Below are 25206 nucleotides of genomic sequence, written 5' to 3' on the forward strand. Positions count from 1 at the left end.
CAATACGACGCACGAAATAAATTTCACGTCATTGGTATCGGGGTTGACCTTGGCGATGTTCAGGCAAAATCTAGCATAGAACTTATGACTTAAACCTACAAGCTCCTTTACCCTTTCCCCTTGTAACTTGCTAACTTGTTGGGTTTCAGCATTAAAAATGCCTCCTACAACTCAGCATTTTTGCGTGAATACATTTTATGTAAGTTCAGCAGTTTATCTTTGAGTCGCTGTGAATAGGTGACGAAATTTGTCAGTGTACCGGCATCTTTTCTGTTGGTATCAGCAAGTAGCATTAATAACTTACGCTGCGCCTGATTCAGATGCAGTTGCAATAACCTAGCTGCCTTATCTATTTCGTCATTTTTAGGTTGTTCTAAATTCTCGCTGGTATGGGTGAACAAGGTCAGCGTATCACTCGAAAGTTCGCGGATCATAATCAAAATATCGCTTTCTAATTCAATAAATTGTTCATTCATAATCCGCTTGCTTTCAAACAGATCAATGATGGAATCATGAATTTGGAACAAATAATCAAAACGGTTAATTTGCAGCATTAACTCTCGCGACTGCTCTTCGTCATTGATTTTACTAACAATAGTAGTGAAATAAGTGATGTATTCCTTCTCAACAAAACTGACATATTCCAAGCGTTTTTGTGCAGTATCTTGAATACCCTTGTAGTTGGTCTCTAAGCTCAGCGTGACCTGATTGTAGTTTTCTTTTAAGAAGTTAAGTAGCTGTTGGTTACCTGATTCTAACTTATCGACGACATGCTGAAACTCTTCATCTTCTTGGTAGGTGGGCAATTCAAGGCGTTCAAAGTCCATTTTTCCTTCACCAAGCAGAAAATCAACAAAGCGCGTAAAAGGGTTAACAAAAACAATAAAAACTAAACTAGCAACCACATTAAAAATAAAGTGGATGTTTGCCAGTGCGATAGCGGGATCAAGCGTAATTTCACTTAACTTATCACCAAACAATAAAATGAAAGGCAGAAACAAAAGCACCCCACCCACATTAAACAACAGGTGGCTCAACGCTGCTTTCTTTGCTGCGATATCCATACCAAACACCGAGATCATTGCAGTTGCTGTGGTACCAATATTCGCCCCCATAATAATGGGTACCGCGTTCTCAAGCCCCAAAATACCTTGCTGAGTAAAAACAATGGCAAGCCCAGTAGTCACCGAACTCGACTGCACCATAGCAGTAAATACACAGCCTACTAAAATCGCCAAAAGCGGGTTTTGCGGCTGCGTTAAAATCTCAATTAATGCTGGGTTGTTTTGTAATGGCGCAAGTGATGAAGAAATCAGGTTAAGGCTAAAAAAGACAAAACCGAAATAGAAAATCGCCTTACCAAAAATAGAAAAGCGGTTGCGAGTCAGCGACAGAAAAAAGCCAATTATAATGATCACTGGAGCAAATACCGTCAGCTTAAAAGCCACCAGCTGAGCCGTTATAGTAGTGCCCACATTTGACCCAAAAATAATACCGACACTATTTTTAAACGTTAACACCCCCGCATTTACCAAGCTTATGGTGATCACCGACGTCGCAGAACTCGATTGAATAAAGGCCGTCACCACAGCACCAATTAACACCCCAAAAATAGGAATGTTAGTCGCGCGACTCAACGATTTACGAAAGCGCTCCCCCGATATACTTTCAATTTCCCGAGAAAAGTTCTCAAGCCCAAAAATAAAAAGGATAATGGCGGTTAGCCCAGCCATGGCTATGTTCAGATTTTCCATTCGCTTATAAAGTGCTGATATTGTTAATCAAGATCGATACAAAAAGTATAGATTTGAGCACCTTATAGCGCAATGATCGAGAACAAAGTAACTGGTTTTAGGGCGAGTTAGCAAGTTAGCAAGTTAGCAAGTTAGCAAGTTAGCAAGTTAGCAAGTTAGCAAAATTGTAGCTGCGATTTTATATCGCGTAATTAAATGTTTGAAGGTGCTAGGTGCTAGGTGCTAGGTGCTAGGTGCTAGGTGCTAACAGCATAGTGTTGGTTGTGGGTTGGTAAAGGGATCAGAGAAAAAGGCCCTGACCCCGTTGATTCTGAAAATTTAAACATTCCGCAAAATAGAGTAATGACTCCAAGGCATTAAATTCATTATGAAGAATCATAGTTTCGTGCCTGCATATAAATTAGTACGAACTACAATCCTCCAATTAACTGTTTGTTATTCAATCCAGCTAAGTGGAATCAAGGCCTCATCACCTCTCCATTTTTTATCCCGAATACAATCTTGGAACCATGGTTCATCGATATCTGCATGGTCAGTGACAATTATTTGAAAATCACTGTCAAACTCTTCTTCTATCAAGTCATGAAGCCACTTAAACATTTTCTTAACCGCTAATCTGTCTTCATCGACTGCTATTTCGTCAATGTTTCCCGTTACATCAATATCGGTCGGAAAGTAGACTTGAGTGGGCTGATCAAACAGTACAAAACGAGGAACCGGTCTGTTTCTATTGGTAAACCACTTTGCCAATGCCATGTATGTCACCAAGTGATAACCGACCCAGTTTTCACCGCTTCCCATTTGGTATAATGGAACTTTTCCATCAGGTGTTTCAGCGACGACAGTAAGACGTTTTAAATCAAGCTTTATAGGACAATCACTATGTTCTAATTCAAGCTCTTTGGCCCAACGACTCATGTCCCTTCCAATTAGATTAAGCTGAGAATCTAACTTCTCTATCAACAACTCGGGATCAAGCGCCTCCTCTAATTCTTCTATTCGTTGATTCAGTTCTCTTATTTGTTTCTCCAATAAAGTGGTATCTTTATTCCAATCAATTCCGTCTAAGTAAAGTGAAATCCGTCCTATAACTTTAGCTTTACGCAAGTTCAAATTTTGAAGTTTACCTAGCTCTTCATCCTTTTTCTGATACTCAGATAACATGCTCTGAGTTTTCTTGATAGACTTTGCAAGTTCACTTCGCCTTCCCCTAAGCTCCGCGATTCTTGAATTCAAGTGAGGTTTAGCTCTAGTTGTTTTAGATAAACTTTCATTGAGCTTAGACAATGACATCAAAAGTGCGTCTTTTACCGGCGACTCAGACACTTCAAGCTTTTGATAAATACCTATAGTTTCTAACCGTAATCCTTGCTCATGCTCTTGATTCTCGAAACCATTAATCGCCTTTTCGTAATCCTCAGCCTCTTTAAGCATATTATTAACTATACTTTTCTGCTCTTTTAACACTCTATATTCAGATTCAAGTTGGTTGATTGCTGGGCCACTTTCAGTCTGCTCAGAGATATCTTCAGGCTTCCATGTACTCAATTTTTTAAATTGAGTTATTAATTGTTCATCAGACAGATTAAATGTGGAACCGTTATAAAGCCCAATTTGGGCGGCTTCAGCTAATAAGGCAAACCCTTTGCTTAAACCATTACCTTTTAATGACTCAATTTCCTTAAGTTCTTTTACTTTAACGGTTCGTTCTCTCTTTAATCCCCTTAACTTCTCCATTTCAGAAAAGCGATTATCATCTGCGGCACCAAGAAAAAATGGAAGTACATCTTTAATTGTTTGTGGGATGAATTGTTCAGATTGACGGTGAAATAATACTTTTTTATTCGCTATTTCATCTTGGCTTTGAAACAAAAAGAATTTTGAATGCTTAAATGATAGTGAAATTGAGCTTCTTGATTGACCTTCTGGAACTTCAGTATTGTACTCAGGCATACCTAGCTTTGAAGAAAGAAGCTTGATTGCTGAGTCTATTGTAGTATCACTTCTAATTTCATCTGGCTCTGGGATTTTTACGTTCTCTCCAACTAACAACATGCATTCTACACTTGATTTTGCTCCCAACCCTGGCGCTTTTCTCGCAATGAAGACTTGAGAACTACCTAATTGGAATAAAGTAGAAAACCAACTTACTGTGTTACGAATGTAACCTGCGGCAACATCACACTCTTTAGAACCCAAACAGTAATCAATGATATCTAAAAGTGAAGTTTTACCTTTCTTTGAAGCCCCTGTGATAATATTTAATTTGGAAGTTTCAAATTCAACATCACGCCTTTTTTTATTTTTTCCATATAGTGATATTTGCTTGATTTGCATTATGGTCTTATCCCTAAAACTGAATAAATTGTTGCTACGTTAGGGCTAACGGCTAACCATCTTCCCATTAATTTTGAAGCGTTTAGCTGTAACTTCATCGTTTCACTTTTATTAAAAATAGCTGGAGATTGAGCTAGGCCACTATCAACGGCAATCACATCGTGGTTTTCGGTGAGCTCTAAGAGGTTATTTTGATATAGAAAATCAAATGCATTCTGAGTTATTTCAAAAAAACTCGTAACTTTATTAGCAAAATTAAAGAATTGCCCTTCGTTTTCAACAAGCCATGCAATAAGTGATGTCTTAGAAGATCTCGGTAATTGTGATGATATCGATTTAGTCAAAACTATAGGCAAGCATAAATAAAGAAGAGCTGGATTCATACCATTTTTATCTATTGTTCCGTACTCTCGAACGATACTGTATATCAGAAATCCACAATAAGAAGGATTATGAAGATTAAATTCCTCTCTAGTTAACTTAGAAAAATCCATCTAAGCCACCTCTGATTTCGTTTTTTTATTTAACAATTGTTCAAAATCTGGGTGCCAACCTATTATTAATTCATCAGCCAAGTGGTGATAACTTCCACGAGCCACATAACTTTCTGAGAAGTGGGTACGTATAGGGATTGCACCTTCATTTTGACACTTCTTAAAGACTTCTAATGCTAGCTTTTTCTTTGATATTTCATCTTCTATAGCAATTTCTGTCTCGGCTAAACCTATGTTGAATTCCCATTCCTCTTCCAGCTTCCTAAAATAGTTCACTAGCTCCCCTGGATTTAAAAGTCCATCACCAGCCCACCTAGATCTTTGTTCAGAGGCTCTAAAGAAATCTAAGACAGCTTTTCTTATTAATCTTTCCCCAGCACCAAATATCTTCATTTGATTAATAAAGTTATGATCTTGTTCAAGAAGGAGCGACACATCAACTTCCGCTGAAGAATAATCATCAGGTAAATTAATTGGTAAAAATTGCTCTCTTAGATCATCAATTATATTTACAATTTCTCCGAGGTTAACTCTCCCATCTCCAGTTTCCAAAGCTGATATTGCCATTGAAAACCATTTGCCTTCCAATCTGTTTAAAAATGGTTTTAATTGAGCTGAATGAGCATACCCTCTTAGGTTATTTTCTAGGTGCTTTTCTATTTCAACCAGCGTCTCCGATCTATCAATAATAAAAATGGCATCGCAAAGTTTTTTTTGCTCTGTCTCAGACATAGAATTGAATAGCATGAAAGCCTGCTTGTTTTTCTCACTGGGATTATCACTAGTAATAGAGCACATTAATTCATGAGCTTTTTCAGTGTTCCTATTTCTGGAAGTTGAAAGCAATTCTGCAAGCGTATCTGACAGAATATTTTCTGTTGTAATCAAATAAAGGTTTGCTTTATTTAAATCGAGTTGATTATTTTTGTATGTTTCTACCCAGACTCTAATTGTTTTCCAAATATCAGGACTTTTATCATTTAGATTACCTGGCTTAGAGTGGTATTTGGTTTGTAGTAATTCTTCTGGAGTTCCGCCTTTTTCAAAAGCAATATCATCAATCGTTTCTATTGATACATGATAATCATCGGGATCATCGACTTCCCTCATTTTTTTCAAAGAAAGAAGTAAACTGTACCTAACCTGATAAATATAGCCAAGAAGAGAACTTGTAGCATCGAATTGATTTATGGTCATCATTTACTGTCCATGTATTTTTATACATAGAAAATGCCATATAATTCATTTCTTTTCAAATTGTTATAGTTTAACTGACCATATTTGATTTTATTAAAACAACACACTATCACTTCAGCAGAAGGGTAAGTTGCTTCAAAACACATGGGAACACATAGGGTCAGGTCTTGCTTTTTGACTTTTCTCTAACTTCTTCGCGCGAAATAAATTTCACGCCTACGGCATCGGGTTTAGCCTTGGTTGTGTGCAAGCACAATCTAACTTAAACCTTTTAGCTTAAAGCTGATCAAGCTCCTTTACCCTTTTCCTCTTGCTAACTCGCTAGCTTGGGTATTTTTAATCTAACTTCTAACCACTGATATCTAATAACTCTTTTTTCGGCGTTAAAACGCCTCCTATAACTCGCATCTCGTCTCTCGAAACTTTCCTCTTACCCCCTGTAACTCGCTAACTTGTTGGGTTTCGCTCCGCTCTACCCAACCTACAAGCTGATAGCTCCCTTCCCCTTTACTCTCGCTAACTTTCCCCTTGCTAACTTTCTCCAAAACACAAAAAAGCCGTTACATTGCTGCAACGGCTTTTTGGCATTTGAATTTAATCAAACCTTAGTCACGGTATGTCTCTACCGCTGGGCATGAACAAACTAGGTTACGGTCGCCGTATACGTCATCGATACGCGTTACTGTAGGCCAGAATTTGTCTTTTGCTACGCTTGGTACTGGGAATGCTGCGTAGAAACGGTCGTATGCACGATCCCACTCATTGCCTAGTACGTCTGCTTGTGTGTGCGGTGCAAACACTAGTGGGTTGTTTTCAATTGACCATTCGCCAGATGCGATACGGTCGATTTCTGACTTGATTGACACCATTGCTTCGATGAAACGATCAATCTCAACTTTAGACTCAGACTCAGTTGGCTCAATCATTAGTGTGCCAGCTACTGGGAATGACATAGTTGGTGAATGGAAGCCGTAGTCTTGTAGACGTTTAGCTACGTCCATTTCAGAGATGCCTGTTTGTTCTTTAAGTGGGCGTAGGTCAACAATACACTCGTGCGCAACGCGGTTGTTACGGCCACGGTATAAAATTGGGTAATGCTCGCTTAGCTTCTCAGATAAGTAGTTAGCGTTCACGATAGCCATTTCTGTTGCTTGTTTTAAGCCTTCAGAGCCCATCATGGCAATGTATGCCCACGAGATTGGTAAAATAGCCGCTGAGCCGTAAGGGGCAGCAGAAACCGCACCGTTACCGATATTTGTGCCAGCAACATTAATTACGCTGTGGTTAGGCATAAATGGCGCTAGGTGAGATTTAACACCGATTGGGCCAACACCTGGACCACCACCACCGTGTGGAATACAGAATGTTTTGTGTAGGTTAAGGTGCGATACGTCAGAACCGATTGAACCTGGGCTTGTAACACCTACTTGCGCGTTCATGTTTGCGCCGTCCATGTACACTTGACCGCCGTGCTCATGCACGATGTCACAGATTTCACGAATTGTTTCTTCGTAAACACCGTGTGTAGATGGGTAAGTGATCATGATACAAGATAGGTTTTCAGATACCTCTTCGGCTTTCGCTTTAAGGTCTGCCATATCAACGTTACCGTTTTTATCACAGTCAACAACCACGATTTTCATGCTTGCCATTTGTGCAGACGCTGGGTTTGTACCGTGCGCTGAACTTGGGATCAAACATACGTTACGGTGACCTTCGCCGCGTGACTCGTGGTATTTACGAATCGCGATTAAGCCTGCGTATTCACCTTGTGCACCTGAGTTAGGTTGTAGTGAAACTGCATCGTAACCTGTGATGTTTACTAACCAATCATGTAACTCAGTCATCATGATTTGGTAACCCGCAGCCTGATCAAGTGGGCAGAATGGGTGTAAGTTTGCAAACTCAGGCCAAGTGATTGGGATCATCTCAGCTGTCGCATTAAGTTTCATTGTACATGAACCTAATGAGATCATTGAGTGGTTAAGCGCTAAGTCTTTGTTCTCTAGGCGCTTGATGTAACGCAACATTTCAGTCTCGCTGTGGTACGAGTTGAAGTTAGGGTGCGTTAAAATTTCGTCATCGCGTACTAGGCTTGCAGGAATTGAGTTGCTGCCGTTTACTTCGATTTCGTTTGCTAGTGCGTCAACGCTTAGGCCGTGATCTTCACCTAAGATGATGTCGAATAACTCAGCTACGTCTGCACGAGTTGTTGTTTCTGATACAGAAATTGAGTATTCACCTGCGCGGTTAGACGCAAAGTTAACGCCGTGTGCTACTGCACGTGCAACGATTTCGTCTTTGTTATCTGCAACAACAGTTAGCGTATCGAACCATGTATCGTGCTTAAGGTTTAAGCCTTTTGATTTTAAGCCTGCCGCTAAGATGTCTGCAAAACGGTGGATACGCTCAGCGATAGTTTTAAGGCCTTGTGGACCGTGGTAAACCGCGTAGAACGCTGCCATGTTCGCTAGTAGAACTTGCGCTGTACAGATGTTTGAGTTGGCTTTTTCACGACGAATGTGTTGTTCACGTGTTTGCATTGCCATACGTAGTGCGTCGTTACCTAAACGGTCTTTAGAAACACCGATAATACGACCTGGTAGAGAACGCTTGTACTTGTCGCGTGTTGCGAAGAATGCAGCGTGTGGACCACCGTAACCCATAGGTACACCAAAACGCTGTGCTGAACCAAGCACTACGTCTGCACCTAGCTTACCTGGTGCTTTAAGCAGTAATAAGCTCATGATGTCTGCAGCAACACAGGCAATCGCTTTTTTGCTTTGTACGCCAGCGATTAAATCGGTTACGTCAGTGATTTCACCGGTTGTTGATGGGTATTGGAATAACGCACCAAAAATGTCGTGGTCTAGTGCTTCAGCTGCTTTACCAACGATAACGTCAAAACCGAACTGCTCTGCACGTGTTGCAACAACGTCGATTGTTTGTGTGTGCACGTCATCAGCGATGAAGAATGCATTTGCTTTAGACTTAGCAACACGCTTTGCAAGGCCCATTGCTTCTGCCGCAGCCGTTGACTCGTCAAGTAATGACGCGCTTGCTAAATCAAGACCAGTTAGGTCTAGGGTCATAGTCTGGAAGTTTAATAATGATTCTAAACGACCTTGTGCAATCTCTGGTTGGTATGGTGTATACGCAGTGTACCAGCCTGGGTTCTCAAGTACGTTACGTAAAATTACGTGTGGTACGTGAGTTGGGTGGTAGCCTTGACCGATGTATGATTTGAACACTTTATTTTTGCTTGCTACTGATTTTAAGTAGCTTAGTGTTTCAACTTCAGTGCGGCTTTCGCCAATTGATAAACCTTGCTCTAAGCGAATGCTTGCAGGTACCGTTTGACCGATCAGCTCTTCAACACTCGATACTCCAAGAGCGCTCAGCATGTCGCTTACTTGCGCTGGGCTTGGCCCAATGTGACGGCGAATAAAATCTTGCTTTTGCTCTAATTGTTCAAGAGATTTGGCGTTTGACATTTGTCCAGATTCCTATGATCCAAAAAAAAGTGGTTACTGCCAATGGGTAACTGGCAATAACTTAAAAACGTGTTGATTTAGTAACTTACAGCGTATGGAAAGGTAAGCTATAAAATCATAAAAGCCCCTGTGAAACCCAAGCTACGTATTTTATTAGCTGGGGATCTAGACGGGGCTTTTAGTCGGCGTGACTAATTAATTAGTCTTCGTCGATTGTGTTAGCGTAGCCTTCAGCGTCTAACAGGTTATCAAGCTCTGATGTGTCAGATGCTTTGATACGGAATAACCAACCGTCAGTGTACGGGTCGTTATTTACTGTTTCAGGCGAATCTTCAAGATCTTCGTTGATTGCAACGATTTCACCACCGATTGGTGCGTAGATGTCTGATGCTGCTTTTACAGACTCAGCTACTGCACAGTCTTCACCCGCGTCAACTTCGTCACCAACTTCTGGTAATTCAACGAATACCATGTCGCCAAGAAGTTCTTGTGCGTGCTCAGTGATACCTACAGTAAACGTACCGTCACCTTCGTCGCGAACCCACTCGTGTGAAGTAGCATATTTTAATTCGCTTGGGATATTGCTCATCTTTTTGTTCCTTTGGTTCTGTTACCAATCATGCTAACAACTCAACATGATTGGCATTATTAGGTGATAACACCAAATTTTTTATAGTTTAGATAACTGATTTGCCGTTACGTACAAAGCAAGGTTTAACAACCTTAACGTTAACCAGTTTTTTACGCATCTCTACTTGGGCTGTTTCGCCAGTTGAACGCGGAACGCGTGCTAGCGCAACACTGTGACCAAGAGTTGGTGAGAATGTACCAGAGGTAATCACCCCTTCACCACCTTCAACGATGACTTTTAAACCGCTACGCAATACGCCTTTTTCTTCAAGCACTAAACCAACTAGTTTGTCTGTGCTCTTGTCAGCGCGTTGCTGTTCTAATACTTCACGACCGATAAACTTACGATCTTCTGGCTCCCATGCGATTGTCCACGCCATGTTTGCAGCAAGTGGAGAAACACTTTCGTCCATATCTAGGCCGTAAAGGTTCATACCCGCTTCAAGACGTAACGTATCACGTGCACCTAGACCCGCTGGCGCTACGCCTGCGTCTAGAAGTTGTTGCCATAAATCAGCAGCTTGATCGTTAGGTACTACGATTTCATAACCATCTTCGCCAGTATAGCCTGTTGTCGCAATAAATAAATCACCTGCTTGCACACCAAAGAAAGGCTTCATACCTTCAACAGCAGCTTGTTGCTCTGCGTTAAGTACTGTTGCTGTTTTAGCACGTGCGTTAGGGCCTTGAACGGCAATCATTGCAAACTCAGGACGCTCAGTAACTGTTACGGCGAAATCAGCCGAAACGTTAGCTAAATGCGCTAAATCTTTTTCGCGTGTTGCTGAGTTAACAACTAAACGATAGTTTGTTTCTGAGAAGAAGTAGATGATAAGGTCGTCGATTACGCCGCCTTCTTCGTTAAGCATACCTGTGTAAAGTGCTTTACCCGGTACAGTTAACTTAGCAACGTCGTTTGCAACTAGTTTACGTAAGAACGCTTGTGCTTGCTCGCCTTGAACATCAACAATTGTCATGTGAGATACGTCAAACATACCTGCATCTGTGCGAACCGCATTATGCTCTTCGATTTGTGAGCCGTAGTTGATTGGCATTTCCCAGCCGTGGAAATCAACCATTTTTGCGCCAGCTTCAAGGTGCTTAGCATGTAAAACTGTTTTAGAAGTCATAATATTCCTTCACTTTTAAATTAACCCACAAGTTGTGGGGCGTGGCCTCAATTTAATGAGGGGGAATAACATGGGCGGCGATTATACATTAGTTGCACAGTTGTCACACCCAAATTGCGATTTTGTAACTAAAAAACAGCTAAACACTCAAGTGCGTAGCTGTTTTAAAAATTTTATGTTTTAAGCAACGTTGGCTAAGGCTAAATCAAAGCCGAGCTGCTGTAAGTGCGTTTGCCATTTATCAAGCTCTGCTTGGCGCGCCACCAGCTGAAATTGCTGTGTTGCTTGGTTATCTATGGCGGTAATAAATACCTCACCACTTTGTGCACCATAGCAGCTGCGCATGTCTGATAAACGCAGTCCCGGCGTTAGCTTAAAGCTGTCGACCAAGGCATCAAACGCTTGCTCACCACTAAGGGTTAGCGCGCTTAAGTCGTCACGCATTACATAATCAATGTCGTAACGTAGTTGTTGCTCATTAATAAGCGACTGTAATTGCACGCTGGCATCTTTACCTAATACAAAACGAAATGCAGTTTCGTTAAAGTAATACAGGGCATAAGCGTAGCTGCTTGTTAGGTCATCGTCTAATGAACTACGTAAGCCTAAACCACTGGCGGTTAGCTTATTAATATCAAGACCTAAAATAGCCGTTAAAAATGGGATTGCTTCAGTGCCACTAAAATCCATAATGGCAGTATCGTTATTAGCTTGTAGCACGTTGTCTGCTGGGGTCTCAGCTTGGCTGTGGCGAGCAAACATTATTGGCGTAAAAGTCATATGTGACACCTATCAATCGTTAATGCTTGAAGTATATTGCGCCGTGCTGGCAACAACAAATTGTAATTATTTATCAATTGATAAATAATGCTTATATATACAGCCCTATAAATAGAATTTTTTAATGAAAAACATTTCTACCGATAGTTTACGTACTTTAGTCACCGTTGTTGAAGTTGGCGGATTTGCCAAAGCAGGTGAATTATTGGGGCTATCGCAACCGGCTGTGAGCTTACAAATAAAGCGCCTTGAAGACATGCTGGGCCATAAGCTGTTTAAAAAGCAAGGCCAGCGCCAAGTGCTTAATCAGTATGGCGAATTACTTATGCCATTAGCAAAGCAAATGCTGCAACAAAACGATGCCATTTTGCAGCAGTTCACCAGCGAAAACGTGACCGGTAAAGTGCGCTTGGGGATACCCAGTGAATTTGCCGCACGTATTCTACCTTCAATTATTGGTGACTTCGTGGCCCTCTACCCTGATGTATCGCTCGAAGTGCGTTCTCGTTTGAGTAAACATTTATTGTCGGTCTCGCGCCAAGATCAATTCGATTTAGTGTTGGCATTAAACGAAGAGCTAGAATCAGCTAAGTTCCCTATTTTTATGCAAGACCAACTAGTATGGGTAGGTGATTTAAACCTTGCACAGAACGATGTGGTCACGCTTGTAACCGCCCCTGAGGGATGTATATATCGTCGCCGCGCAATCGAAGCACTACAAAGTGCGGGTATTAAATACCGCATTGCCTACAGTAATGCCGACTTAACCGGCCTGACTGCGGCATTAAAAGAAGGCTTAGGCATTACAGTGCTGGCAAAAAGCACCGTGCCAAATGAGCTTAACTACCAACTGCAAACCAAAGACCTCCCCGAGCTTGGTCAAATAGGTATTAGTTTAATTAAACGCACCGACGATCCCGGCACCGCCGTAGATAAACTCGCCGAATTCATTGCCCTACGTTTAACGTAGGTGTGAGTTTTCAAAATTGTAAAAACGATTTTATATCTCGTAATTCAATGAATACTCACAAAGAGTGATAAGAGACGCTACGCTTTAGAGGAAAGTAACTAATAGTTTTATTGGGTTACTCATTCACTTCTCATTGTTTTCTCTTTGTGCAAAAGTATATTGAACCACAGAGTACACCGAGGCGCTTCGCGCTACATAAAAAAAGTAATACTCACAAAGAGGAAAAGAGACGCTACGCTTTAGAGTTAAAACTACATAGCTTTATGGTCTTTCTCATTCTTTTCTCATTGTCCTCTCTTTGTGCAAAAAATAATGAAACGTTGGGTTTCGCTCCGCTCTTCCCAACCTACGAGCTAATAAATCAAGCAATGTAAGTCGTCATTTATGGCGACACATAATAGTTAAAATTGACGGGCTAAAGCCCGACCTACATCTTGTTTCTGTGGTTTAGATAAGCATCGCGCGAAATAAATTTCACGCCTACAGGTGAGCATTTCACTGAGACTGCATGCAGGCTGATCTGACTTATAGCTTAAAGCTTCTTTCCCCTTTACTCTTTCTAACTTGCTAACTTTTAGGATTCGTTAAGTTTTACTTAACACCACCCCAAACCTAATATCGTAATACAATACTACTGTATTTCTTATAAGTGATTTAATTCATAAACTTACAGTTCATACCTGTTTTATTACAAATAGGATTGATTCGCATTATTTTACATGTTTTAATTGCGCCGGTTAAAAAAATCTAAACATACACAGGACACACAATGACACCTAAGTTTATTGTTTCTACGCTTTCGACTGCGGTCGCTTTATCTTTAAGCGCTAATGCTTTTGCAAAAGATGTAACTAAAGAAGAGAAAAACTTCGAGCAAATCACTGTAATTGGCTCTGCATCTGCAATTAACGATATTCCTGGCTCTGCTACTTTTATTGATGAGCAAGAACTAGAAAAGTTTGAATATACTGATATCTCTCGTGTTTTAAGTGCTGTACCAGGTGTATATGTACAAGAAGAAGACGGCTATGGCCTTCGTCCTAACATCGGTATGCGTGGTACGGGTACGGGTCGTAACGACAAAATCTCTGTAATGGAAGATGGTGTACTTGTAGCACCAGCACCTTACTCAGCGCCTTCTGCTTACTACTTCCCTACTATGGGTCGTATGGAGTCTATCGAAGTACTTAAAGGTGCGGCATCTGTTAAGTATGGCCCGCGTACAACAGGCGGTGTTTTAAACTTAGTTTCTCGTAGCTTACCAACTGAAGGTTCAAAAGGTTTACTTAACGCTGAACTTGGTAGCGACGGTTTCTACAAAGGTCATGCTTACTTCGGTAAAAAGAAAAACAATGCTGCCGGCCTTGTAGAAGTATTCACTTACGGTACAGATGGCTTTAAGGATTTACCAGTTGGTAGCGACAACACAGGCTTCGAAAAGAACGATTTCTTATTAAAGTTTGGCTTTGACTTTGGTGAAAACGAAGCACACAGCCTAGAAATGAAGTTAAAGTACTCAGACGAGCGCTCTGACGAAACGTACATGGGTTTAACTGACGCTGATTACCAAGCAAACCCTTACCGTCGTTATGCTGCATCGCAAAACGATGAGATGAACACACAACACAATGCATACCAAATCAACTATGCATACCGCTTTGGTAAAGGTTACGAGCTACTTGCTACAGCTTACCTAAACGACTTCCACCGTAACTGGTATAAAGCAAGTAAAGTAAGCAGCAGCTACCTTGAGCAATACAGCGAGTTTGAAGCGAACCCAACAAGCGAAGGTATTGAAGGTGTTGGCGTAAAAGCAAACAACCGTGATTACCAAGCGAAAGGCTTACAAACTGAATTCCATATCCCAGCGGGCAACCACTACATCACTGTTGGTGCACGTTACCACGAAGATGAAATGGATCGTTTCCAATGGGAAGACAAGTACACGCTTAACCAAGACCTATCAATGACGCTTACAGAAAAAGGCGTTCCAGGTTCAAACAGCAACCGTTTAGATAGCGCAGAAGCGACTACCCTTTTCATTCAAGATGAGTGGTCACTTGATGCATTAGTTATTAGCGCAGGTCTTCGCTACGAAGACATCACAATCAAACGTGTTGAATGGGCTAAGTCTGATCCAAACCGTGAAAATGGCCTAACAAAAGACATCAGCAACGACACTGAGATCTTAGTACCATCACTAGGTGCTACTTACACTGTAAGCGATAACCTAACGCTTCTTGCTGGTATTCAAAAAGGTTACGCTCCAGCAGCCCCTGGTAATGCGGATCAAGAAGAAGAAGAGAGTGTTAACATTGAGCTAGGTGGTCGTTACGATTACGCGGGTATTCAAGGTGAAGTAATTTACTTTAACTCTGACTACACAAACATGCACGGTAACTGTACTGCGGCTGTAGGTTGTAGCGATGACAACATTGGCGATCAATACAACTACGGTGAAGTATCTGTGTCTGGCTTTGAGCTAAGTGCAGGTAAAGTATTTGCTACTAATGCAGCTTCGTTCCCTGTTCGCTTAACTTACACTTACACGGATTCTGAGTTCGACAACGCGTTTGAATCAGATCTTTGGGGTAGCGTAGAAAAAGGCGATGCAATGCCATACGTGCCAGAAAACCAATTAGCGCTTTCAGTGGGTGCTGAGTTCTCAAGCTTTGTATTCGATACGCAAATGCGTTATGTGTCTGATGCACACGCAGACTTAACTAGCTCAGGTCGCAATGCAATCGACAGCCGCGTGGTATGGGATTTAGCTGCTAAATACCTAATCGACGACAAACAAAAAGTATACTTAACAGTAGACAACCTGTTTGACAAAACCTACGTTGCAAACCGTGCAAACGGCGGTATTCAACCGGGTAAACCACGTACCCTACAACTAGGTTACAGCTACTCGTTCTAATAAAACGACTTAGCGAAATATCAAAAGCCGTGTGATGAAAATCCCACGGCTTTTTGACTGGTTAAACGTATTGCAAAAACAAGTTATCATCGTGTGATTAGAGTTGCTTGCCCTTGGATTATTTCAGCATTTTGCAAGGCTATGCATAGTTTTAAATCCTCATTCTCACTATTCATATCTTAACCATTCAAACCTTAATACTTCTAGTTTACTACTCGAACACCACATAATATTTTAAACCCTTGATTTTAAATAAATAATGTAATGAGTTAATTTTTAAAAAAGAGACCTCAATAGTGATAGAGCTGAAGTTTCATGATTCAATTGAACTGACAATCACTGTATCTAGAGAATCACATATGAGAATTTTGACCACCTCTAACGCCAAGTTTAGTTAGTAAAATGATTGAGAATTATTGTAAATTGATATCATTGATATTTATCACTTTTGTAACTAGATCCAAGCCTAGCTTCAGCTCGGTCGATTGCTTCTCTAAATGACACTCTAGGCATCAGAGTAGGCTCACGATTTTGGGTACCAAAGGTATAGTCATACGGAAAGTGCTTGCGCTCTGTATGTGGCCCAAATTTACCCGTTGCAAATATTCCTTGGTGACAACTAATACAATTACTAGTCGAGTCAGGTCCTTCGATAAAAGGGTTTGAATTCCAAGTAATAGTTTCTCCTCTGTTCTTGTAACTTAAAAACAAGTTTTTACTTCCTGAAAAAAGTGGCAGATTATTCATACCTAAGCCTGGAGAAGGATCTAATTCCCGTTCGTTCACAGACACAGTCAATATGTAATTAGCATAGATGTCGCTGATAGTATCGGGCCTGTCACCACCAAAGCCCAAATCCGGATTAGGCTGCCAAATAAGCGAAATCCATATCCAGTCTTTAAGTTCTTTAGTGACTATATGTAGTCCTTTTAAGGCAAAGGTTCTATCTTTATCCCGCATCATAAAAGCGTTGGTTTTATCTAGGCAATGGTTCCCGCTTACCTGCCATGCACCGCTGTTGGATATCACCTGAGTGATGCCATAAGGACTGAGATCTTTTACGTTGACTTTATAGCAAAGGCCATTGGTATTTTGAGAGTTGACTTCCCCCCAAGCGACTTTCATCATAATGGCGGTTGCGGGAAATTCAGCCATACAATTGGAATGAGATACTTTGTTCATTAGCGGTGCATTCATTAACTTTATACTCACTGGTGAGCATTTAGCAATATTTCGAAAGTTCTGCAATATGTGAAGCACATAGTCTGAGTTGTAAACTGCAGGAGAAAACGGTTGAAACCCCCCGGTTAATGGCGCCGGATCAAAGTTGGGCGATTTAGGCCGTTGAATACCGGATAACAATTTTTGAGCTGCTGTTTCAGTCAGTCCCGACTCCGTGACTTCATAATTCAAATCTATCGCATTTAAAAGCTGCGTAATGTCATCACGGGAAAACCAGGTTTGCCACAATGATGCAGGGCTATTTTCCGTTACGAAACCATAACCCGTTTGTTGTTTGGCTGGCGCTAAAACCTCAGCTGAAATTTGCCAAGCAATCTTTCTACGCAGCGCAAAATCTGCTGCAAGCTGAATGGAGTCAAGTTCACCTACGCCAATGTAGGGTTCGGGTGTAACGGTAGACCAATTCTCTAAGGGCTTGGCTATCATAGCGTCATGGGTGTGAAGACTGATCCCGATAAACAAGGGAGTTAATAGGTGAATTGAGTTTGACTTAAACATAGTTCTGTCTCCAATCTCAACTGGCACTTTTCAGTTCAATTTTTTGCTTCAGCGATAAGCCCCAGTTGAAGCTGGTATCTATTTGCAAAGCTTGGTCTATGTATTGGCCCGCCTCTTTGAAGTGATTGAAGTACAGGTGGCAATGAGAAAGCCAATAAAGGGCATCGAGATGTCCCCATGATGGCACTTTCTCTGTTGCTGAGGGAGCCGATTGGAATAATTCCACAGACTTTGTGAGTAGCATCAGCGCTTTTTTCTTACTGCCCCCCACTAGTCTGGGTTTATTCATAAATGACAAACCTTGCAGCAAATAAGTGCGGGGGTTGTCGGGATTTATTTCCAGGGAAATCTTGAAAGACTTATCCGATGTCATCCCGGCTCTAGCCTTGGCTAACGGCTCAGATGTGGCAGCCGCCAAGTGACCGCTGCAACAGGCAACCAGGGTATAAAATTCATCGCTTTTGTCTTCAATACCATGAGCATCTTTTAGCAAAGCGGTAGCCTGTTGTGAATGTGTTTTGCTGTCCGCACCCAACTGGCTTAATGTCAGCAATATAAAAGCGCGGTAATAGATTTGCCAGTGCTGCAACTGCTCAGGGATTTGTTCTTCAGAAAAGGCACTAAACAGCTGCTTTAATCCACCGGTATCATGAGCCATTTTTAGCTGCGAGATTTGCGCTTCAATATCTAAAAAGCGATGCATTTGTTGATTCATCATTAGCTCCACACTTGAATTAGCCTTTTCTAATGGCGTTGACGATTGAGCGTTTCAGCGAAATAAATGTTGGGGGTAATCCGCCAGCCAGGGCAATAGCAACAGATGCCAACACGGCAACTAACGCGCTTTGCCAAGTGATGCTGAATGGAAAAACCACTTCGCTTAGGCTCAGGTGGTTTAAGATCACGGCTTTGGCTTGGGAAAATATTCCCAATGTCACCAATATTCCTACTATTGCGCCAGCTATACTGATAAGTATGGTGACACTGAACATACTGGATGCCAGATTGGCGGCGGGAAAGCCGATTGCTCTGAGCACTGCGGTTTCTCTCTGGCGCGCTTCGATCATGGTATGCATGCTCTGCAATGTCGAAAACCCCGTGGCTAGCATTAAAATGATAATGCTGGGAATAGCAATAATGTCGACAAACTGGGTCATCTCATCAATTTGGCCTGCATAATACTGCCGCTGTGTTTTGGCAACCAAGCTGATCCTGTTGTTTTCCTGGTTGAGCATCTTAACAATGGCTTGAGCATTTATTGCATCTTCAAGCCCAATTCTAATGGATTGAAAAATAGGTCCCCGGTTGTAAGCATCCTGCAATAAGCTGACGTCACCCCAGATCTCCGACTCTGCAACTGTTTCAGTTGTTGAGAAAACCCCCACTATTGTCCACTCCAATGAACCCAAAGTGATTGTTTGATTGAGCCCCAACCAAGGAAATCTTGAAACCAGCTTATCGCCAACGATTAGTTCACGTCTGCCTGACGAAAACATTCTACCACTTTGAATACTGAAGTGACTTCTCAGTTTCAGTGAATCATCACCTACACCTCTGACGGCAACCACCTGAACTTCGTGTTTGGCTGCATCAGCAACCCGAATATTGGTAAATAGCTCAGGCGCAATAACCGGATTACTGGAATTGGCGTTGACCAGGGTTTTGAGCTGTTCGACTTGTTGAAAGTTAAAAGAGCTGATGACTTCGCTTTCGGAGCCATTGCCCAACAAGATCAATTGTTTACTCGACCCGGCTGATTGAATCATTTCCGACAATCCCACGCGAAGCGATAAAAATACTAGGATGATCAATGTCAAACTGGCGGAGCAAATCAGAATAGAAGCCACTTCGTAACGCCTTTTGGCGGAGCTTTTGATATCCAATCGCAAACAATTTAAAAACAGATTCATATCAAATGGCCGATTTTAAGTTAGCTGCCAAGTCTTCCTGGAGCAGTTTGAGCAAAGGTAAGGTAGCGCCAGTAGCGCCAAGGGAAATAGCGATGACTGAAATTTTAACTATGTCCCAGAATCTGAGCTCAATATCGGAGAAGGGACCATCCACCAGGATTTGTCCCAGTAGCCAAGAACTGGCAAAGGTAATGCAAGTGGCAATCAACATTGCCAGCACTACGACTAATATGTTTTCGATCACGAACAGTGAACTAATTTTCCTTTTGGAATAACCCACGGCACTAAAAAGTGCCAACTCCCTTTTGCGTTCCACCAGTGATTGGGCCATTGAGCTAGATGTCAGTAAAAAAACCACCAACACAGCAATGGCCAACACGAGTTTGGTCATTAATGCCAAATCCCCCAGTTGCCGGCGAAAGGATTCGGCAAAAGCACTTTCTTTAGAGGTAAAGGTAGAGTTTTTGCTATTCTCAAACAGGTTGTCTAACTGATAAATAGTGCTATTAACTTCAAAGTCAGGTTTCACCCGGGATACAAAAAAGCTGGTCATGCCTCTGCCAAATAAGCGATTGCGCTCCAAATAGGTGTGCTTGATTAACATGGATTCCTCTTCAGTGCCGTCCTCGGGATAAAAAACCCCCGCTATAGTGAAAGGCCAATCATTACTAAAATTCTTCTGGGTCCAAATGCTGGTTGTGAGCACAATTTTGTCACCTGCTTGCCAATTAAAGCGTTCAGCAAGAGCCGGAGTAACTAAAACTGAAGTGGGGTCTTCCTGCCACAAAGGCAGGCTGCTATCGGGAACGCGAATGCCATCAAACACCGCAAAGTAGTTGTCTTGTTCGATAGCGTATTGCGAAAACGCTTGATCGGGTTTGAGAAAGTAACCGCCAAACCAGGTGACAAAGGTGGCATTGTCCACCTGTTGCATTTGCCTCACTCGCTCTATAGCAGGTTGCATCAGTGGCTGCGTGATGGACTGTCGGTTGATGGTGACTATGCGGCGTTTATCGTCCAGTTCGAACTCAACGTCGTAGGCATTGTCGATGCCAATAATCAGACTGAAAACAAAAAATGCCAAACACATAGGTATTACAGTCAATACAAGTCGTACCGGCTTTCGCAGCATATTTTTCACTATTATCTGCAACAAGCTCACACTAATGCTCCTTACCTGAAGATAGGAATATCTCTGAACAAACACTAGCTTGAGTCAGTTTGCCTTTGTAAAGCTCTATACGTCTGTCGGTAGCTCCTGCCGCTGTCATATCGTGAGTGACCATAATGATGGTTTTCTTGAATTCTGTTTTTAGCGTATTGAGTAAGTTCAGAATGGATTTGGCGGATTCTCTGTCCAGATCACCGGTAGGCTCATCGCATAACATTAATTTTGGCGAACTGACAAAAGCTCTAGCAATCGCGACTCTTTGTTCCTGTCCACCAGATAATTCGTTAGGATAGTGTGACGCTCTGTCTGCTAGTCCCACCAGTTCAAGTGCTGCACCCACTCGTTCTCGTCTCTTTTTTGATGACATACTGGTAAGGAGTAGTGGCAATTCCACATTTTGTGCGGCGCTTAAATAGGGCAGCAAGTTGCTAAACTGAAAAACAAAACCGATATTTCTCGCTCTCCAAAACGCAGATTCTGCATCGCTGCCTTTGATTTGTGCCTGACCTTCAATGAGTATTTGACCCTCATCCTGACTATCCAACCCACCGATAATATTCAGCAGTGTGGTTTTTCCTGAGCCCGAAGGGCCAGTTAAAGCAATAAACTCTCCCTGTTCGACATTCAGGTTGATTTGATCCAAGGCGATAATCCGAGTGTCACCTTTTCGGTATTCTTTTGATAATTTTTTTATTTGTAAAAACATAATATTATCGCTTAATAGTAATAGTCTGGCCATCTGTTAAAGGGGAAGTTGACGATGCGATAACTGTTAATCTTTGTGGTACATCAGTTAGCAGATAATCGTCATTTGCGTTTTGTCTTGCATCTACTAGTCGCAATCTTGCAACGCCGTTTTCCTCGACAAATACATAGGTTTTTCCATCTATAAAATGCACCGCTGAATTGGGAATCACAATAGCTCTGGGGGCGTCTTTTAGATGGTCTGGCTTTTTAGTAAAAACCCCTGTTACCGTCGCGCCAGGGTTGATTGTATTCACTTGCTCTACAGGTTCTGTTATAACTATAATTGTGCCAGTTTGACTGTCAGTAATTGGCGCGATTTGTTTAATTTTTGCTTCAACTAGCAAATCGGGCTGAGAGGTAAAACTGACACGTATGCTGTCGCTGCTTAACACTTGTGAAAGAAAGCGTTCATTGACGTCAAAGTGAAACTCCAAAGAAGACAAGTCTGTGATGGTGCATATGCCGCTTCGGGTAAAAGTACCTCCGGCAGATGCAGGGGAAATAATTTCGCCGACGTTAGCACTCATAGCGGTCACTATACCACTGAACGGCGAGCGTATAACTAGGTCATCGAGATACAGCTGAGTTTGCAGAATGGCATTTTTTAATTCATCAATGGATTGCTCTAACTGGATGATCGCTATTTTCTTGCTAATGACCTGACTGAGTACTTGTTCGTAGGCTTCGTTACTAATAAGCTGATTTTCAAACAGTCGTTTCGCCCTTTCACCGGAAGCTTGTGTTAAAGCCAAATCTTCTAATCTAACCTCCCTGAGAGATAACTGAGATTTCAACTTGGTTTCAAAGGTATTGAGCTCTATCTTTGCTTGCCTGTCATCCAAAGTGGCAACAGCTTGACCTGCTTGTACCAAATCCCCTAGCTCTACAGAAATACCGGTCACTCTACCCGTTACATTGGCTGATACAGTGGTGCTCTCAGGCGCAACAACAAAGCCAGATACCTCTAACAAAGGAGCTAAAGCGATTCCTGAAGAACTAGTATCCTGTGGGATAACAATTACGCCGACTTCGGTTGGTTTATCTGTTGATAGGTTTTGAACTGCAATATAGCTGACTCCCAGTAGTAATAACACAAAAATTGGATAGTAGATCAATTTGAGATTACTTGGTTTGTGCAACTGTGCAGTTTCACCAAATTCAAGTTTGTGCAAGGTGGACAATATATCTTCATTGGTGTCTTTGCTTAGGTTACTTTGAATTCGGCTCATATGAATTTTTCTCGATTGAGGTTTCTAACGCCGGCGACACAACCCAACCCGCCCAAACCTATTAAAATAGCTGCCGGAAATAGTGCTTCTACGATTGAATAATTACGCCAAATTGCGCCTTCCATAAGCAAAATAGACCATTTACCGGGACTGATACTGCTAAGGGCAGACAGCCATTCAGGCATTAAAAACTGCGGCATCATGCCACCGCCTAACATGGCGAATATCACCATAATTGACCAGGCAGCACCTGCCACCGAACCCGGGTTAGAGCCAAGGCTGCCAATAGCTAGCATCAGTCCGGCAAAACAAAACGCCGAACACAGAATGGCGAAACTCAGCATAGCGAAAGATTGAATATTCAGTTGAAACGCAATCTTTCCGTACACAATTAAAATGGCGCAGGAAATAAAAATAGTGAACATACATGACAGGATCTTGGAGGATAAAATCACCCACATAGGAGTGGGGGAGACTTTTAATCGCAATATGGTTTGTTGCAGTCTTTCGGTGGCCAGGCTAGTACTCATAATGGCCACGCAGGCTAATATAGACCAGAGTGCAGCTTGCGGTACGGTAATACTAAAAGCACTCACGGGCAGCTCGCTTTCAACAACATAATCTTCATGGGTGATCTTTAACGGCTGCAGACTTGGGCTGGCCATACCCGATGTGCCACTGTCTTGTCTTTCCTGCACTAACTCCATCGCTGTGGGGATAGTGATGCCGGTGATCATCCCGGAAATTACTTTGCGCTTAGGATCGGACACTATGCGAATTTCAGGAGGAGAGCTGATAAAAGGAAACTGCTGTAATCTGGCACCAAAATCCGGCTCTAAAATCATATAGGCAATAACGTCCCCCAAACGCGTGGCGTTTTGGGCCTCTTCTAATGTGCTCTGAATAATTTCCAGATCATCCCGTTGTGACAATCGTTCTATATAGGCAGCACTGATTGGTGTCTTGTCATTGTCAACCAGGGCTACGGCCAATTTGTTGGTTTCCTCACTGGCACTGTTAATGGCCCCGAAGATAGTGGCGATCAAAAGTGGCAACAACAAAATCATAACCAAGTTGGATGCATCACGCACAATTAACATGCAATCTTTTTTAATTAAATGGATGATTTCACGCACTGAGTTTTTCTCCGTTCAACAAATTTGTCAGCACGTCTTGCAGGCTGGGCGGAATGACCCTGAGATTAAAAATACTGGAGTGAGAATCAAACAATTGATGTACCGCTTTGGCTGGCTCCCTGCTGGACAGAACAAAAGGTTGCCCCTGCTCAGTCTCCTGATACGAAATTTGACTATCACCGCCGTATTGAGCAATAAGATCCTGTGTGGAGGCGCAAGCCAGAGCCCGGCCTTCGTGTAGTATCAGCACCTCGTCACAGACCTGATCCGCTTCCTCGATATAATGAGTGGTATACAACACAGTTTTACCTGAGTTTTTTAGATCTAACACCACGTCTAAAATGTGTTGCCGGCTTTGAATATCCACTCCAGCGGTAGGTTCATCCAACAACAACAGTTCGGCGTTACTCAGCAGTGCCACCGCCATATTGGCTCTGCGTTTCATTCCTTCTGAACAAGCCTTTACCTTGCGATGGATAAAGGTCTCCAGACCCATCTTTTCCGAGGCGTAATTAACTTTTTTTTCAAGTTCACTTCCCTTTAAGCCTTGCAGAGTAGCGAAGAAAGTCAGATTCTCCATTATGGACAAACTGCTGTACAAGGCGATTCTCTGGGGGGCCAAACCTATTTTTGAGCGCGTTGTTTGGTCATATGGAGGCATTGAATTGAACAACTCTACCTGCCCTTCGTCCGATGAAAGAAGCCCAACCAACAAATTGACTATGGTCGTTTTTCCAGCTCCATTTCTGCCTAAAATTCCCAGTACCTTGCCAGCATCTACAGAGAAACTGACACCTTTGACAGCTGGATTGGCGTCATAGGACTTATGAATATTTTTGAAATTGAGTATTGTTGACATATCAGCCTTGTTGCTCCTTGTACCCCTTGATTGAAGTGTTAGTTTGATTTGCACTGTGCCAATAGACTGCGAAATTAAAGGCGCAATGAGCGATAATGGCGGGTATTAATGATTCAGTACTCAAAGTCATTAACAGCCATATAAAGCCGTATACTGATTTGAAAACCACGTGTATCCAGCCAAAGAAAACGTGGTGCAATCCAAATGCCAGTGAGCTAATGACAGCTGCCCATGTTAAAGAGAGTGACCACTCCTGAAATATGGCTAATGGCAAATAGGCTCGCCAAATAATCTCTTCCATCAACACAATGGACACCACGACAGGAACAAACCATTTCTTTTGCCAATAGGGCACTACAGATGCGTGAGCATGTGCTTGTTGTTTGATTTTTAGCGATATTAACCAAGCTTCGAGTTTGAAGAGTAATAGCCCTGAAATAGCGGACAGCAGGATAATTGCTGTCGATACCAGCCTGTGCTCAGAACTCAATGGCAGTTTGAACTGTTGATTAACTTCAGAGTGGGAAGAGGCCCAATATACAGCAACAAACAGAAGGGCCAGGGTACCAGCGTACATTAGCAAGCTGTTTCGGCCGAAAAAGTCATAACTATCAATGCGCAACTTAGTAAGTAGCTGTGCTGAAAGAGCGAATACCACTGCCAAAATCAGAACAAAACCAAGTATCCAATAAAGCACCATATCCATCA

General features: G+C 42.1%; 19 protein-coding genes. 2 read left to right on the forward strand and 17 right to left on the reverse strand.

Annotated features, from left to right (window positions below):
• Positions 1–164: 164 nt before the first annotated feature.
• From E5N72_RS14520 to E5N72_RS14555, 8 genes are all read right to left on the reverse strand, one after another.
• On the reverse strand, positions 165–1754 hold the full coding sequence (locus tag E5N72_RS14520; RefSeq protein WP_135925792.1) for a Na/Pi symporter: 1590 nt from the start codon (positions 1752–1754) through the stop codon (positions 165–167).
• 435 nt (positions 1755–2189) lie between these two features.
• Positions 2190–4091 carry a DUF3732 domain-containing protein gene (locus tag E5N72_RS14525; protein WP_135925793.1) on the reverse strand — a complete coding sequence of 634 codons (1902 nt, stop codon included), beginning with the start codon at positions 4089–4091 and terminating at the stop codon, positions 2190–2192.
• On the reverse strand, positions 4091–4585 hold the full coding sequence (locus E5N72_RS14530) for a three component ABC system middle component (protein ID WP_135925794.1): 495 nt from the start codon (positions 4583–4585) through the stop codon (positions 4091–4093). The genes E5N72_RS14525 and E5N72_RS14530 overlap by 1 nt, the downstream gene beginning before the upstream one ends.
• The gene (locus E5N72_RS14535; protein ID WP_135925795.1) at positions 4586–5785 is read right to left on the reverse strand and encodes an ABC-three component system protein; all 1200 of its coding nucleotides are present in this window, start codon (positions 5783–5785) and stop codon (positions 4586–4588) included.
• Positions 5786–6387: 602 nt separating this feature from the next.
• Complete coding sequence (gcvP, locus tag E5N72_RS14540) at positions 6388–9276, reverse strand: aminomethyl-transferring glycine dehydrogenase (RefSeq protein WP_135925796.1); 2889 nt, start codon at positions 9274–9276, stop codon at positions 6388–6390.
• 199 nt (positions 9277–9475) lie between these two features.
• Entirely contained in the window at positions 9476–9865 is a 390-nt protein-coding gene (gene gcvH / locus E5N72_RS14545; RefSeq protein WP_062570365.1) for a glycine cleavage system protein GcvH, read from the reverse strand.
• 88 nt (positions 9866–9953) lie between these two features.
• Positions 9954–11036 carry a glycine cleavage system aminomethyltransferase GcvT gene (gene gcvT, locus E5N72_RS14550; RefSeq protein ID WP_063700514.1) on the reverse strand — a complete coding sequence of 361 codons (1083 nt, stop codon included), beginning with the start codon at positions 11034–11036 and terminating at the stop codon, positions 9954–9956.
• A 180-nt stretch (positions 11037–11216) separates the two neighbouring features.
• Positions 11217–11816, reverse strand: a complete 600-nt coding sequence (locus tag E5N72_RS14555) for a hypothetical protein (RefSeq protein ID WP_062570363.1) — start codon at positions 11814–11816, stop codon at positions 11217–11219.
• A 124-nt stretch (positions 11817–11940) separates the two neighbouring features.
• On the opposite strand from E5N72_RS14555, the gene E5N72_RS14560 reads away from it, so the two are divergent.
• Complete coding sequence (locus tag E5N72_RS14560) at positions 11941–12786, forward strand: LysR family transcriptional regulator (protein ID WP_054560757.1); 846 nt, start codon at positions 11941–11943, stop codon at positions 12784–12786.
• A gap of 769 nt (positions 12787–13555) precedes the next feature.
• On the forward strand, positions 13556–15706 hold the full coding sequence (locus E5N72_RS14565; protein WP_135925797.1) for a TonB-dependent receptor: 2151 nt from the start codon (positions 13556–13558) through the stop codon (positions 15704–15706).
• A gap of 429 nt (positions 15707–16135) precedes the next feature.
• Here the strand turns inward: E5N72_RS14565 and E5N72_RS14570 are convergent, their stop codons facing one another.
• The 9 genes from E5N72_RS14570 to E5N72_RS14610 are packed head-to-tail and all read right to left on the reverse strand — an operon-like array spanning position 16136 to position 25198.
• Positions 16136–17446 carry a hypothetical protein gene (locus E5N72_RS14570; RefSeq protein ID WP_135925798.1) on the reverse strand — a complete coding sequence of 437 codons (1311 nt, stop codon included), beginning with the start codon at positions 17444–17446 and terminating at the stop codon, positions 16136–16138.
• Between the two features lie 16 nt (positions 17447–17462).
• Positions 17463–18164 (reverse strand): hypothetical protein, encoded by a 702-nt coding sequence (locus E5N72_RS14575; RefSeq protein ID WP_135925799.1) that lies wholly within the window; start codon positions 18162–18164, stop codon positions 17463–17465.
• A 16-nt stretch (positions 18165–18180) separates the two neighbouring features.
• Complete coding sequence (locus E5N72_RS14580) at positions 18181–19356, reverse strand: FtsX-like permease family protein (protein WP_135925800.1); 1176 nt, start codon at positions 19354–19356, stop codon at positions 18181–18183.
• Between the two features lies 1 nt (position 19357).
• Positions 19358–20518 carry an ABC transporter permease gene (locus E5N72_RS14585; protein WP_135925801.1) on the reverse strand — a complete coding sequence of 387 codons (1161 nt, stop codon included), beginning with the start codon at positions 20516–20518 and terminating at the stop codon, positions 19358–19360.
• A gap of 1 nt (position 20519) precedes the next feature.
• On the reverse strand, positions 20520–21233 hold the full coding sequence (locus E5N72_RS14590) for an ABC transporter ATP-binding protein (RefSeq protein WP_135925802.1): 714 nt from the start codon (positions 21231–21233) through the stop codon (positions 20520–20522).
• A gap of 4 nt (positions 21234–21237) precedes the next feature.
• On the reverse strand, positions 21238–22503 hold the full coding sequence (locus E5N72_RS14595) for an efflux RND transporter periplasmic adaptor subunit (RefSeq protein WP_135925803.1): 1266 nt from the start codon (positions 22501–22503) through the stop codon (positions 21238–21240).
• Positions 22500–23639, reverse strand: coding sequence for an ABC transporter permease (locus E5N72_RS14600; protein ID WP_062564952.1), 1140 nt, complete (start codon positions 23637–23639; stop codon positions 22500–22502). Before E5N72_RS14600 ends, E5N72_RS14595 begins: the two co-directional genes overlap by 4 nt.
• The gene (locus tag E5N72_RS14605) at positions 23632–24498 is read right to left on the reverse strand and encodes an ABC transporter ATP-binding protein (RefSeq protein ID WP_062564951.1); all 867 of its coding nucleotides are present in this window, start codon (positions 24496–24498) and stop codon (positions 23632–23634) included. Before E5N72_RS14605 ends, E5N72_RS14600 begins: the two co-directional genes overlap by 8 nt.
• Before the next feature lies 1 nt (position 24499).
• Entirely contained in the window at positions 24500–25198 is a 699-nt protein-coding gene (locus tag E5N72_RS14610) for a type II CAAX endopeptidase family protein (protein ID WP_062564950.1), read from the reverse strand.
• Positions 25199–25206: the final 8 nt, after the last annotated feature.

It is taken from the genome of Pseudoalteromonas sp. MEBiC 03607 (genome assembly GCF_004792295.1).
In the GTDB taxonomy this organism is placed as follows: domain Bacteria; phylum Pseudomonadota; class Gammaproteobacteria; order Enterobacterales; family Alteromonadaceae; genus Pseudoalteromonas; species Pseudoalteromonas lipolytica_C.

Excerpts from the sequence above, each read along its gene's own strand:
- E5N72_RS14520 (WP_135925792.1), bottom strand. The coding sequence starts at position 1,754 with ATGGAAAATCTGAACATAGCCATGGCTGGGCTAACCGCCATTATCCTT.
- E5N72_RS14525 (WP_135925793.1), bottom strand. The coding sequence starts at position 4,091 with ATGCAAATCAAGCAAATATCACTATATGGAAAAAATAAAAAAAGGCGT.
- E5N72_RS14530 (WP_135925794.1), bottom strand. The coding sequence starts at position 4,585 with ATGGATTTTTCTAAGTTAACTAGAGAGGAATTTAATCTTCATAATCCT.
- E5N72_RS14535 (WP_135925795.1), bottom strand. The coding sequence starts at position 5,785 with ATGATGACCATAAATCAATTCGATGCTACAAGTTCTCTTCTTGGCTAT.
- gcvP (WP_135925796.1), bottom strand. The coding sequence starts at position 9,276 with ATGTCAAACGCCAAATCTCTTGAACAATTAGAGCAAAAGCAAGATTTT.
- gcvH (WP_062570365.1), bottom strand. The coding sequence starts at position 9,865 with ATGAGCAATATCCCAAGCGAATTAAAATATGCTACTTCACACGAGTGG.
- gcvT (WP_063700514.1), bottom strand. The coding sequence starts at position 11,036 with ATGACTTCTAAAACAGTTTTACATGCTAAGCACCTTGAAGCTGGCGCA.
- E5N72_RS14555 (WP_062570363.1), bottom strand. The coding sequence starts at position 11,816 with ATGACTTTTACGCCAATAATGTTTGCTCGCCACAGCCAAGCTGAGACC.
- E5N72_RS14560 (WP_054560757.1), top strand. The coding sequence starts at position 11,941 with ATGAAAAACATTTCTACCGATAGTTTACGTACTTTAGTCACCGTTGTT.
- E5N72_RS14565 (WP_135925797.1), top strand. The coding sequence starts at position 13,556 with ATGACACCTAAGTTTATTGTTTCTACGCTTTCGACTGCGGTCGCTTTA.
- E5N72_RS14570 (WP_135925798.1), bottom strand. The coding sequence starts at position 17,446 with ATGTTTAAGTCAAACTCAATTCACCTATTAACTCCCTTGTTTATCGGG.
- E5N72_RS14575 (WP_135925799.1), bottom strand. The coding sequence starts at position 18,164 with ATGATGAATCAACAAATGCATCGCTTTTTAGATATTGAAGCGCAAATC.
- E5N72_RS14580 (WP_135925800.1), bottom strand. The coding sequence starts at position 19,356 with ATGAATCTGTTTTTAAATTGTTTGCGATTGGATATCAAAAGCTCCGCC.
- E5N72_RS14590 (WP_135925802.1), bottom strand. The coding sequence starts at position 21,233 with ATGTTTTTACAAATAAAAAAATTATCAAAAGAATACCGAAAAGGTGAC.
- E5N72_RS14595 (WP_135925803.1), bottom strand. The coding sequence starts at position 22,503 with ATGAGCCGAATTCAAAGTAACCTAAGCAAAGACACCAATGAAGATATA.
- E5N72_RS14605 (WP_062564951.1), bottom strand. The coding sequence starts at position 24,498 with ATGTCAACAATACTCAATTTCAAAAATATTCATAAGTCCTATGACGCC.
- E5N72_RS14610 (WP_062564950.1), bottom strand. The coding sequence starts at position 25,198 with ATGGTGCTTTATTGGATACTTGGTTTTGTTCTGATTTTGGCAGTGGTA.